This is a genomic window from Rhizobium sp. USDA 4016 (assembly GCF_056279705.1).
In genome coordinates, this window is record NZ_JBWCCY010000002.1 from 1,530,439 (window position 1) to 1,542,555 (window position 12,117).

Below are 12,117 nucleotides of genomic sequence, written 5' to 3' on the forward strand. Positions count from 1 at the left end.
TCCGAGGAGCGAACGTGGACCCGAGCATCAGCGCCACCTTCCTATATGAACGCGGGATCGAAAACCGATGGAAATAGGCGGCTCACGCTTGTTGAGCGACGTCTTCGGTAGGACGCTTGTCATCGCCCCCCATGCGGACGACGAGGTCCTCGGGGCAGGTGGTACAATTGCACGGCTCGCTTCGGAGGGAGCCGAAGTTCGGATCGTCATCGTAACCGAGGGTAAGCCGCCGCATTACGCATCCGAGGCCGTATCTCGCGTGAGGGAAGAGGCGCGCCGGGCGCACGCAATCCTTGGTGTCGGCAGAACCGATTGGATGGGTTTCCCTGCAGCCGGCTTGGCCGAGACGGCCGTCTCCGATTTGAACCGCTCCTTGTTCGAAATCGTGTCGGCATATTGCCCGCAAACGCTTCTCCTCCCTTTCGTCGGAGACATGCATGTCGACCATCAGATCGTCTTCACGTCTGCGCTCGTGGCGGCAAGACCTCATCAGGAGCAATATCCGAGATTGATTCTGGCATATGAGACGCTCTCGGAGACGAATTGGAACGCGGCCTATGTGACGCCCAGTTTCATTCCACACGTCTTCATCGACATCGAGGAGCATCTCGAAACCAAATTGGAAGCGATGTCGGCTTTTCAATCGCAGCTCCGGCCAACCCCACATGAGCGCGCTATCGAAACCTTGAGGGCGCTGGCGACGTTGCGCGGCGCAACCGTCTTCAGTCAAGCAGCGGAAGCCTTCGTGATGGTTCGTCAGGTTCTGTGACGCAGGAACCAGTTTCGGGAAGCGGATATCGCATCTAACACGGAGGACGAAATGGCGCACTGGCCCGTTTTTGATGAAGAGCAGGTCGAAGCGGTCGCTTCCATGCTTCGGACCGGTCGGGTCAATGCCTGGACAGGTCCCTATGTCGCGCAGTTCGAAGAAGCGTACACCGCCTTGCTCGGGGTTGAACACGCCATCGCCGTTACAAATGGAACCGCTGCTCTCGAACTCGCACTGTTCGCGCTCGGCTTACGCGCTGGGGACGAAGTTATCGTGACCCCACGCAGTTTCGTCGCATCTGCTGCTTGCGTACCCTTTTGCGGGGGAGTGCCGGTCTTTGCAGATATCGATCAGGACAGCCAGAATCTCACGACAGCCGCGATAGCAGAGAAGGTTTCATCAAGGACCAAAGGCATCATCGCCGTCCACCTTGCAGGATGGCCATGCGACATGCCTGAGATCATGGCTTTTGCCCGCGAGAGAGGTTTGTGGGTCATTGAAGATTGCGCCCAAGCGCATGGCGCGGAAATTGACGGGAAGCCGGTCGGGTCGTTCGGCGATATTGCGGCCTTTTCGTTCTGCCAGGATAAGATCATCACCACAGGCGGCGAAGGCGGCCTCATTGCGATGAACGATACAGCACTTTGGAAGAAAGCATGGAGCAGAAGGGATCATGGAAAGTCATATGATGCCGTTCAGCAAAAGTCGGTTCGAAGCGGTTTTCGATGGCTTCACGAATCCGTCGGCACCAACTTGCGGATGATGTCGTATCAGGCGGTGCTTGGCCTCTGCCAACTCGCCCGGCTAAAGGAGTGGCAAGCGGCAAGAGAAAGAAACGCGCACATTCTTATCGCAGCGACTGCCGACCTCGACGCTCTTCGAACACCCGTGCCGCGTGATGGCATTCGCCATGCATATTACCGCTTTTATACGTTTGTTCGTCCAGATCGACTGAAGATCGGCCACGATCGCGACCAGATTCTGGTGAGCCTGACTACCGCAGGCGTTTCCTGCTTTGCCGGAAGCTGCTCAGAGATCTACCTCGAAAAAGCATTCGCTAACCTGGCGCAACCGGCGGCAAGATTGCCTGTCGCGCAAAAACTCGGCGAAACGAGCCTGGCTCTCCTCGTCGATCCCAGCTTGACCGAAGAGGCAGTCCATCAAAATGCCAGAGCGCTGCGGGAAGCGGTCCTTGCTGCAAGCGATAGCGCCAGAAATTCGGCGTAAGCCAACAGTCGCCCGCAGGACTGAGATCGGACAATTCTGCAGCGACCGGCTTACCGACTAGCCGGTTTCTGCCGGTCGGCGACTGCATCATTGTGGATACCGACCAGCGATCCGTTCTTCCGAGAGCCATTCCATGAATTCATCGAAATGGGCTGGGCCGTCAGGGTTGCTCACCGCCCAGGCATCACTCACCCCGGGCTTGGCGGCAAATTTGGCCTCGACGGAGTCGGCCATTCCGTCCTGATCGTCGTCCCTATAGGTGGCCCCGGTTTCCATCGACGGAATCTGACCGGGTTCGCTCACCATCCTCCCGTCGCCCTTCTCCCCCTCCGGTCCCATATCGTTGGCCCAGCCATGATCGAGACTGTCGCGTGGGAACGCGCCCGATCGTGTTCGAACGTCATAGTAAGCCTTTGCTGCCGGAGCGATCGCAGTTACGCTTAAGGCGCAGGGCGGACTGGAGACAAGAAAGCGCTCCGTATCGGGCGCCACGGTGACGATCGTCTTAGAAGGCGGTGCCCAGGTTACATTGCCTTCCTGATAGATCTGCGGATTCGCAACCCTTGCGGCATCTTTCGACCGAATGGCATAGGTCAGATCGTTTGTACTCGGGCCTGCCTTGAAATAATTCCCGGCGTATGCGATCGGGGTCCCTCCCGGAAATTGCGAGAAAATCTCCGCCCACTCGGACCGCGCATTGAAGAAAACGTTATTAACGATCTCAATACAGGACTGTCCGTAGTGATTGTTGTCTGGATTCCGATCATTATTCGACAGACACAGGTTCCTGAGAAATGTCAGTTTTTGCGGCGCCCGTGGATCGGATCCAAGCAACGTGCATTTGCTGTGTTTGTTGAGGCCCTCCGCAAGGATCGAATTTGCGATCGTGACCTCCGTGGCGTCAGCGTGGGTACTGATGTTTTCGTCCGTTGCCCAGGAAACCGACACGTGGTCGACGTACACCCTTTGGCTATTCTCGATGACCAGCCCGTCAACGCTTTTGACCGTGTTTGGGAGCTGCGGCCGGATGCGAATATGTCGCACGATAACGTCATTCGTTCCCTTGATTCCCAGCAGCGTATTTTTTCCCTTTTTGTCAGGCCGCTCAATCGTCAAGACTATGCCGCCGCCGGGTGCCGTCTGCCCGAGGATGGAGACTAACGCATTGTCGCTTCGAACGATTAGGGTTCGCTTGAGCTTGATCGTACCGCCAATCTGGAAGACGCAGTTCCTCGGACCCGCCGCCTCGATGCACGCTCTGAGGCTTCCGGGTCCGCTGTCTTCCAGATTTGTGACAGCGATGATCGCGCCGCCTCTTCCGCCTTGCGCACTCTTTCCGTAACCTTCGGCGCCAGGGAACGCATCGGACGCTGCGTTTGCCGCCTGAGTGTGACCGATAGCCTCCAGGCAGATTAAAGTGAGTGCTAGTAGGCACGTTGCAGCGATGAACATTGGAGAGCAGCGTGGCCCTTGCCAATGCATTCCATCTCTCGCGTCCACGCCGTTCGCATCCAAAGCCACCATTTCACAACCTGATAACAGCTGAAAAGAACGCGCCTCGCGCTATCGTTAGTTAGCCGATCAGCTTAGCGAGGATAGACGATGTTATTCGGAGCGCGCTCTGTCGAATTGGGCCGGGCTCCAGCACAATCAATAACTAATTAGGGTGATATCAAATAGCGCTCCATTCGGCGATAATATCAACATCCGGTCCACAAAGGTAAATCTACTCTGGCGCATTCGAGCTTTAGAATTTTTTGGGGGTAATTCCATGGGCTCGAAGCCAATAGTCGTAGTCTATCCGTTTGTTGGAGATGAATTCGGCGGGAGTAACATCTCAGCGATCAAGCTGATTGAAGCGCTTCAGCCCTCCGAGGTGCGGCCCGTGGTCGTCCTCCATAGGCCAAACGGAGATTTCGCAAAATATTTGGATAAGCGTCAGATAGAGTATCTGACGGTGAAGGCGTCGGTTCTCAGATCCCGATATCGCGGCGCCACCGGAAGCGCGGTGGCAGCAGGCTACCTTTATACCGTCGCCCGATTGATCCGTTTTCTTCGCCGGCAGAAAGCCGATATCGTTCACACCAACGACGGGTCGATTCACGCGACATGGGGGCTCCCGACCGTGTTTTCCGGAGCACGCTTACTATGGCACCATCGCGGGGACCCGGCGGCACGGGGCATAAACTTTCTCGCGCCGTTAATTGCCAGTCACATCGTTACTGTGTCCAACTATGCAAAGCCTACCTCACCTCTGCTACCCATCAGCGCCCGAACCTCGGTGATCCATAGTCCCTTTGACCATCCTGAGCCTCTGCTTGACAGAGAGGAATGCCGTATGGACCTCGTGCGCGAGCTCGGACTGGATGAGAACACGCGCCTTATTGGATTTTTCGCCACGCTTATCGATCGCAAGCGGCCAATCCGCTTTGTCGAAGCCATACACGCATTTTGCGCGCAGCATCCTGAACTGACCGTCGCAGGTTTGCTGTTTGGCTCGCCCAAGCATCACGGCCAGCGACTCGATGTTGAGGTTACAGCACGTGCGCGCGAGCTGGGCATAGAAAAGGCAATTCACCTAATGGGTTTCCGCTCGCCGATCAATCGGCTGATGTGCGCCATGGACATTCTACTTGTACCCGCCATAAACGAGCCGTTTGGAAGAACCCTCATCGAGGCGATGCTACTTGGGACGCCGGTTGTCGCGACGAACCACGGAGGAAATCCCGAAGCAATCGTTGATGGAGAGACCGGCTATCTGGTCGAACCCGAAGTCCCAAGCGCCTTTGTGCCGCCGATGGCCAAGCTCTTAAAGGACCCGTCTGAATGGCAGCGCGTGAGCGGAAACGCGCAAAAGTCTGCTTTGGCACGTTACGGAATTCGACCACATACAGAACAAATAATGCATATCTACCGTCAGCTTGCCGGCAGAACCGCCTGATCGATGCTTTGGCCAAAGCCGGCAAAAAGAGATGACTGAGTTTGCCAATGTGTCACAAAGGGGCGGCGCCCGCCGTCCTAGCGTACGGCCATCTGAACCAGATAGCTCCTTTTATGCGGTTACTTTCTGGCGAAACCGTGCTTTGACTTGCGTCCACAGCCCGGAGTTCGCAAGCACTACCTTGCCGGCTTTAGATATCGCGGCCTGGTTGAGAACTCCTCCAAGTATGAAGGGTTGGTTGACAGAGAGTCGGTTCAACGCATTGACCAGCCTTCGTTCCGTCGTGCGTCCCGCCGCGACTACAACAACGATGGAATCCACGTGGGCAGCGAGCCAAACGGCCCCTTCCTCGTCCTCCAAATTAGGCGCGTCGATGATGATCAAATCATACATTTTGCGCAAATACGAGCAAAGTGGCTCTGTGTCGTCGGCTGTGAAGCTTGCGAAGGCGACGTCAAGCCGGGGGTGGGCAGGCGAGGTCATGCTCGAGACGCATAAATCGGGTGGATCTGCGATCTTTGGCACTAGGCGAGGCGGGGCTATACCAAGAAGAGCGCCAGCACCTTTCGCTGATGAGTCAAAGTCAACCAGAACCGTGCGAAGATTGCTCGTTGCCGCCGCGGCAGCTATGCCGAGGGCGAGCGTAGTCTTGCCCTCACCAGTCGACGGTGAACACAGCATCACGATCTTTCCACCACTCGACCGTTCGATCGTTCGCCACGCGAGACACAAATTTCGCATTGCTTTTCCGAAGGGCGAGGACGGATAGTCGACGACAAATTCGAATGAGCTGGCACCGTTCTGAAAATGCCGTGTCACGCGCGGAACGGTGACGAGGTTAGGTCGGCCCAGAATGTCTTCCAGGTCGTTCGAACGATACAGGCGATCGTCGAGAACATCGACAATGATACCAGTCAGGACCGCGAGGATGAGAGACCCAATAAACCCCGACACAATAACGAGAGCCGGTTTCGGAAACCTGGGGCTTGTCGGCACCTCCGCATAGGACGCGACACTCGCTGACGCTTTGTGCTCGCCCCGCTCAGGATCCAGATCCCCCAGTCGAAGCACGACCTGATCATAACGCTTTTGTTCGGCCAGCAAATCCCTCTCAAGTTCGCGCCTACGGATTTCCGCGAGACTTCGCCCTTGTATCTGCTTCTGGAGCATCGCGACATCGGTACTAAATTTGGCAGCACGGACGGCCGCGACCTCTGCGCTATTTGCCAATGCCTGGACAATTCGTTCTGCTTCGTCCGTCATCATCCGTCGATTGGCTTCGAGTTCGGCATCGGCATCAGCGACCAACGGATGGTTCTTGGCGAATTTAGAGCTAAGCTGCGCCTTCAGTCGTTCCAGGCGTGACTGCTCGGTGCGAAGACGATCCAACGGCTCAGACGCAACCACACGTACAACGGATGATACATCGCCCGACGCAATCAGTGCTTTGGCCTCGAGATACTTCGACCGCGCGGCGGTCTCGTCAGTGCTCGCCACTGTAAATTGCTCATTCAGAAGCTCCAATCGCGACCTGAGAATGTCATCCTTGGGATCGAAAGTGAGATCGCGATTGGCCGAAAATGCCGCTATCTCACGTTCCATTGCCGCTATGCGGCTGCCAAGTTCCCTCGCCTGACCTCGAAGATAATCGATCGTGTTCTTCGTTGCTTCATCCGTGACCTTGGCAGTCCAATCAACATAGTGTTGCGCAATGGCGTCGGCGATCGCCGCTGCCTTCAGCGGCCTTGTCTGCCGCACCTGGATTGTCATCGCAAGGCTGTCACCGTTGCGGCTGACAGTGAAGGAGCCCAACAGTGCAGATATAGCCCTGTCACGCTGAACGCTCTTCGAAACCAGCCGGCTACGGACCATGTCGGGGTTCTGCCTCGGGGCGAAGAACTTGCTCGTAGCAGAAACGAGAAGGCTAATACCTCCTTCATTCTCGTCGTCACGTCGCGGAAGATACGTATTGTAGTCGGGGTCGCTCACCAGGTCGAGCGCGTCCACAACCGTGCCCACGAAAACCCGCGATTTGATTACGTCCAATTCCGTTTCCATTACGGACTTGTCCCGCTCCTGTTTGCGGAGTTCCTCGACGGCCTCATATGGACGGGCATCATTCCGGTCGAAAACAATGGCCGACGAAGCGACATAGACCCTTGTCATCAAGACTGCGGTCAAGACCGTGAGAACGAGCCCGCCTACAAGGACTGACCCAAAGAACCATCGGTGCCTGCGCAGCAATTCCAGCAGATCGACAATTCCATAGCCTGAACGCGGGCGGAGCAGGCGCTGCTGATAAGTGATGCTGTGATGCCTGCCCGCAGGCGATGGAACGAGCCCATGTGGTGTTATTTTCACCCTCTCCAAGAGATGACCCTCCCCGTTGCATCGAGTTGTTGGTTGATCGTGTGAGCCTGTATTGCCTCCCGCCCAAGAGCTCCTGCAGCCTTTCGGCCCGCACAGTCATGATCTGAGAGACCCATTCGATAGATGAGTATTTCGTTGATTGAGTGGACATCGAACCTGGCGCAGGCCAGTTCGCGCGAACGCCGACCCATTTCAGCAGCCAGCCGAAGCCGGTCGGCAAGCGGCGACATGGCGCTAAAAAGGCTGTCTGCGCTTCTAGGCGTGACGAGATAGCCGTTCTCGCCGGGTTCGATAGTGTCCCGGCAACCCGGAAGGTCCGTTGTAATAATCGCGCGCCCGACGGCCATCGCTTCCAGGATGCTGCGGGGTATTCCCTCTCGGTAATAGGAGGGGAGGACGAATATGTTGCACTGCGCGAGGAAGGGGCGGACATCGTTTGTCTCGCCAAGGTAATCCACGATCCCCTCTTCGATCCATTCCTGAACCCGCAGCCGCGATATTGCCGCTGGGTTCGGATCAAACGGTCCGAGAAGTTGGAATTCTGCATCAGGCCGATGCTGCTTCAAGCGTCGCGCCGCCTCCACGTATTCGAAGACGCCCTTGTCACTGATCAGCCGGCTCACCATCAGAAAGACAGGCTTTTCCAATGGGACTGGTGCGAAGGCGTAGTGATCGACATCCACGCCGGAGCCTGCAACGCGATGAATGACGGAAACGTCGTGGACCAATGAATTTTCAACGATGTCCGAGCGGTCGGCATCATTATAGACAAAAACCGCCGTCGCACCCGCCATCGCCAGCCGATAAAGCCGGACGCACAGTCGTTTGATCCAACGGCCCTTTAGAGTCTTGAGGCTCGCTTCCGAAAAAACATGCCCCAGACCGGTTACAAGAAAGCAACGCCGCGGAACACCCGCTGAGCGGGCTGCGATTCCGCCGTAGACGATCGGTTTCATCGTATAGGGGACCACGACGTCGGGCCTTATTTTCTTTATGAGTCGCCGGATCTGGAGGAACGTCGCAATGTCCCTCACCGGGCTCAAGCTGGCGCGGGCCATCGGGATTCTGGCGAACTCAACCCCGATCTTGGAAAGATCGGCCTTCACCACCGGGTCGTCTTCGGGACCTGCAGCTACCACGACATGGCCGGCGCGCACCATGGATTTCAAAAGTTCCAAACGGAAATTCGTCAACGAACGGCTATAGCTGGACAGCACCAGAATGCGCTGGCTTCCTTCCTGCTGCCGCCAAAGCAAGCGATCCAATGGAGTGCTATCCGTTGGTGCTGCATGTAAATTCAACACAGTTGTCTCCAGACGAGATCCAATAGACTAATTTCGTGGGAGCGACCGGCGCCTGCCGCTGATTGCGTTTCATTGCAGCCGTGATGGGCTGATCCACCCAGACACCTCAGCACTTCCTCCATCAGTTTCAGCCACAAGAGCTGCAAGTAAGTTGTCCGGGAGGCCCACGTCATGATCCTCGCCCTCTTCGCGAGTTCCATCATGCATTGGAGCCAGGGCCGCACCGGCGAAAGCGGGGCGCTGCCACGCATAACCTGGGACAAGGCTACTGATGAGCGCGAGCACCATGGATGCATCACCCAATTCGGCGGAGCGCTCCAGCCGGGCGAACGTCGGGCGAAGCTTGGAAAGCGGCACAGGCCGCGGAATTGCGCCGAAAACCCCCGGAACAGGCGACGGAACCGGAGTATCATTGATATCGAAAAGCTCCTCGTAGCACTTTTCGCCGGGGCGCAGCCCGATGACCTTGATAGCTATGTCCTTGTCAGGAACAAGACCTGCAAGCCTGATCATCCTGCGTGCGATGTCCATGATCCTTACCGGTTTGCCCATGTCCAGAACGAAGACCTCGCCTTTTCCGATGTCGCCCTCGAGTCCGTAGGCGGAGGCCTGCAGGGTAAGTTCCACGGCTTCCCGTATGGTCATGAAGAACCGCGTCATGTCCGGATCGGTCACGGTCAACGGTCCACCGCTGGCGATCTGTCTCTTGAACAACGGAATGAGGGAGCCGCTCGAGCCAAGAACGTTGCCGAACCGCACGGTCATGTAACGAGGGCCGCTTCCGCGCTCCACTCCTTCGAGGTCGAGCGCCTGACAATAGAGCTCCGCGAGACGTTTCGTCCCTCCCATGACGCTCGTTGGATTGACCACCTTATCGGTAGAGATCTGAACCATCGCCAGGGCACCGACCTGCCTGGCGGCATTGGCGACGTTCATGGTGCCGATCACGTTTGTAAGCGCGCCCTCGCACGGATTGATCTCCACCATCGGCACGTGCTTGAGCGCTGCCGCATGGAAGACCAGCTCCGGCCTGTATTCTTCGAAAACGTCGTTGACGCGGCTGGCCCGCCGAACATTGCAGAGACAGGTTGCGCGGGGCAGCGTCGCAAAGCGCTCCGCAAGCTCAAGGTCAATTGTGTAAAGATTGAACTCGCAATTCTCGACGAGAACGAGCTGCGACGGCTCGCAGGCGGCGATCTGAAGCGTGAGTTCGGAGCCGATCGAGCCGCCGGCACCAGTGATGAGCACCCGGCGCCCCCGGATGAGCCGCAGGATGGCATCCCTGTCCAAAGCGGCCTGCGGCCGCTCCAGCAGGTCCGTCAGCTCGATCGATTTGAGTTCAAATCGGTTTTCCCGCTTGGCATTCTTCAGCTCCGTCATCTGGGATAAACGGGAAACGGTGATGCCGAGCGCTTCGGCCTGTCTGATGAGCTTTTCGCAGACCTCCTCACCAAACACGGAAGGTGCCTCGGTGAAGACAAGGTGCCGCGGGAAGGAATGGGAGAGGCGCAGTTCCCTAACAACCCTCTCAAAATCCGTCAAGGCACCCAAAATCGGTACGCCGTGCAACATAATCCCTTCGCATGCGCCAGTCGGCTCGATGATGGCAACCGGACGATGGAAGCAGCTGCGGTCGCGGCTCACGGCACGTAGATAGAGATCCGCAGCATCTCCCGCACCGACCAGCAGGGTCGGTATCTTTTGCTCCTGCTCGGGCGCTTGCTTCAGCCAGCCAGCGTTATCCGGGAGGGACAATTCGTTAATGCGAAAGCTCAGCCGCGACGCCGAAAGGAATAGTGAGAGCAGGAGCGCCTCGAGAAGCAAGGCCGCGCGGGGGATATCTTGCAGCCTTGTTATGAAGAATAGCACGCAGACCAAAAGGGCCGTGGATATGAGCACCGCCCGTGGGATTGTCACAAGATCGGAGATCGAACCGTATCGCCAATTGCGGCTATAAAGGCCGGCCATGGGAAAGACCACGATGCAAATCGCAAGATACTGCGGGCTCGCAAATAAGAGCGTTTCGATCAGCTCCGCACTTGCCTGAACCTGCTCCAATCCATAGCGCGCGACGAACGCGAAGTTGAGGGCGAAGCATGCGGACACGAGGTCGGTCGCAAACAGCAAGGGTGCCTGCCTAACCTTGCGAACGTGAGAACCGGCTGTCTTTTTTGACAGAAGGATTGCCGCGCTGACCGCAGAATCCGCATAACCAACCGCGGCCTTCCAGGCCGCCAACACGTCGTCCCGTCTAGCATTCATCTCCTGCCGCTGAGCAGCGATGACTTTGTCGCCCGGTTCCATGCATGCATCCCCCGTACAACTGCAACGCGTGCCGCTGTCGCGACGCGATAGCGAGATAAACTCCGATGCCTTGCGAATCCCCCGGCGTTAGCCGGTAAAACATAAGCGTACCGTGACGTTTCCGAAACAGTTTCAATCAAGTCTCACATTTATTGACGGACGGTACATCAGCAATTTTATTTGTAAAGCCAAATTATATTAAAGCTATTTGATATCGATACTGTATTCTGCTGATTAATCATTTAGTTTTATATACAATACCGCTAAGAAGACTTACTTTATCTCTAGATAATTTCAATTATAACGTGATTTTCTGTTCAAGCAGGCAGGTACTTTTACTGCTTAGATGCGAATACACGTATGCAGACGCTCCAAGCGTTTAATCATACCACAACCCAGGGATTGCCTTGCCATTACCCGTTTCTCGCAAGCATAGTAGCTGCTCTCCGCAACTTGACGGTGTCTTTAGTCGATCGGCAATTGGGGTTTACTGCAGTTTAGCGCGGGTCGTAGCGCGACTGGCCGCAGCAGAAATGGCCTCAGCAAGGTGCTTCTCGTTACGTCTCTCGCCGAAAATCATAACCAAAACGGTCTTAGCGATTATCTTGGCATCGATTAGGCATGTGCGGTTCTCGATATACCAGATATCCAGATCGACCTTTTCGTCGTCAGTGAGCTTGGTGTTTCCATTTATCTGCGCCCAGCCGGTTAGTCCGGGCTTCACTGAACACCGCAAGATTCCGCGCTCGCCAAGGGCATGTATTTTATCCAAGAGTATCGGTCTTGGTCCTATGACGCTCATGTCGCCAATGAAGATACTCCACAATTCCGGCAGTTCATCTAGCCGAGAACGTCGCAACAGCCGGCCGAACTTTCCGGTGCGTTCGTCGTCGCTCAAGAGCTTCCCATCAGGATCCACGTCGGTGCCCATTGACCGGAACTTATTCATCCTGAATGGTCGACGCTCTTTGCCAGCCCTCTCCTGGCTGAACATGATAGGGGAGCCGAGAATGATCCTAACAGCCATGGCCAAGGTGATAAGGATTGGCAGTGCCAAAAGTCCTGCAGCAACGGAAAACAGCACATCGAACAGCCGTTTCAACATCGCCATTAACCTCCTAGGGTCCAAACCGAAGCACATGAGGTTCCAATTCATATCCAATACCCGACTCGCTTCGGACATTGAAAGGCGCCCGTGAGTA

General features: G+C 56.3%; 8 protein-coding genes. 3 read left to right on the forward strand and 5 right to left on the reverse strand.

The features are described from left to right. Nucleotides 1-73: 73 nt before the first annotated feature. A complete protein-coding gene (locus tag ACZ9DP_RS08420) occupies nt 74-769 on the forward strand; it encodes a PIG-L deacetylase family protein (protein WP_194731945.1) in 696 nt (231 codons plus the stop codon). A 51-nt stretch (nt 770-820) separates the two neighbouring features. Further along, complete coding sequence (locus ACZ9DP_RS08425; protein WP_476201197.1) at nt 821-1,996, forward strand: DegT/DnrJ/EryC1/StrS family aminotransferase; 1,176 nt, start codon at nt 821-823, stop codon at nt 1,994-1,996. Between the two features lie 87 nt (nt 1,997-2,083). On the opposite strand, the gene ACZ9DP_RS08430 is transcribed toward ACZ9DP_RS08425, so the two are convergent. Further along, a complete protein-coding gene (locus tag ACZ9DP_RS08430) occupies nt 2,084-3,448 on the reverse strand; it encodes a pectate lyase family protein (protein WP_476201199.1) in 1,365 nt (454 codons plus the stop codon). A gap of 319 nt (nt 3,449-3,767) precedes the next feature. Here ACZ9DP_RS08430 and ACZ9DP_RS08435 point away from each other — a divergent pair, with 319 nt between their 5' ends. After that, the gene (locus ACZ9DP_RS08435) at nt 3,768-4,937 is read left to right on the forward strand and encodes a glycosyltransferase family 4 protein (protein ID WP_074071781.1); all 1,170 of its coding nucleotides are present in this window, start codon (nt 3,768-3,770) and stop codon (nt 4,935-4,937) included. 111 nt (nt 4,938-5,048) lie between these two features. On the opposite strand, the gene ACZ9DP_RS08440 is transcribed toward ACZ9DP_RS08435, so the two are convergent. The 4 genes from ACZ9DP_RS08440 to ACZ9DP_RS08455 all read right to left on the reverse strand — a co-directional run bounded on the left by ACZ9DP_RS08440 (nt 5,049) and on the right by ACZ9DP_RS08455 (nt 12,020). Beyond that, on the reverse strand, nt 5,049-7,298 hold the full coding sequence (locus tag ACZ9DP_RS08440; RefSeq protein WP_476202237.1) for a GumC family protein: 2,250 nt from the start codon (nt 7,296-7,298) through the stop codon (nt 5,049-5,051). After that, complete coding sequence (locus ACZ9DP_RS08445; protein ID WP_476201202.1) at nt 7,295-8,572, reverse strand: glycosyltransferase family 4 protein; 1,278 nt, start codon at nt 8,570-8,572, stop codon at nt 7,295-7,297. Before ACZ9DP_RS08445 ends, ACZ9DP_RS08440 begins: the two co-directional genes overlap by 4 nt. 108 nt (nt 8,573-8,680) lie before the next feature. Next, nucleotides 8,681-10,915: a polysaccharide biosynthesis protein gene (locus ACZ9DP_RS08450; protein WP_476201204.1), complete on the reverse strand. Its 2,235-nt coding sequence runs from the start codon at nt 10,913-10,915 to the stop codon at nt 8,681-8,683. Nucleotides 10,916-11,402: 487 nt separating this feature from the next. Further along, the gene (locus ACZ9DP_RS08455) at nt 11,403-12,020 is read right to left on the reverse strand and encodes a sugar transferase (protein ID WP_476201206.1); all 618 of its coding nucleotides are present in this window, start codon (nt 12,018-12,020) and stop codon (nt 11,403-11,405) included. Between the last annotated feature and the right edge of the window lie 97 nt (nt 12,021-12,117).

Coding starts and splice junctions, on each gene's coding strand:
- ACZ9DP_RS08425 (WP_476201197.1), top strand. CDS start 821: ATGGCGCACTGGCCCGTTTTTGATGAAGAGCAGGTCGAAGCGGTCGCT.
- ACZ9DP_RS08430 (WP_476201199.1), bottom strand. CDS start 3,448: ATGTTCATCGCTGCAACGTGCCTACTAGCACTCACTTTAATCTGCCTG.
- ACZ9DP_RS08435 (WP_074071781.1), top strand. CDS start 3,768: ATGGGCTCGAAGCCAATAGTCGTAGTCTATCCGTTTGTTGGAGATGAA.
- ACZ9DP_RS08450 (WP_476201204.1), bottom strand. CDS start 10,915: ATGGAACCGGGCGACAAAGTCATCGCTGCTCAGCGGCAGGAGATGAAT.
- ACZ9DP_RS08455 (WP_476201206.1), bottom strand. CDS start 12,020: ATGTTGAAACGGCTGTTCGATGTGCTGTTTTCCGTTGCTGCAGGACTT.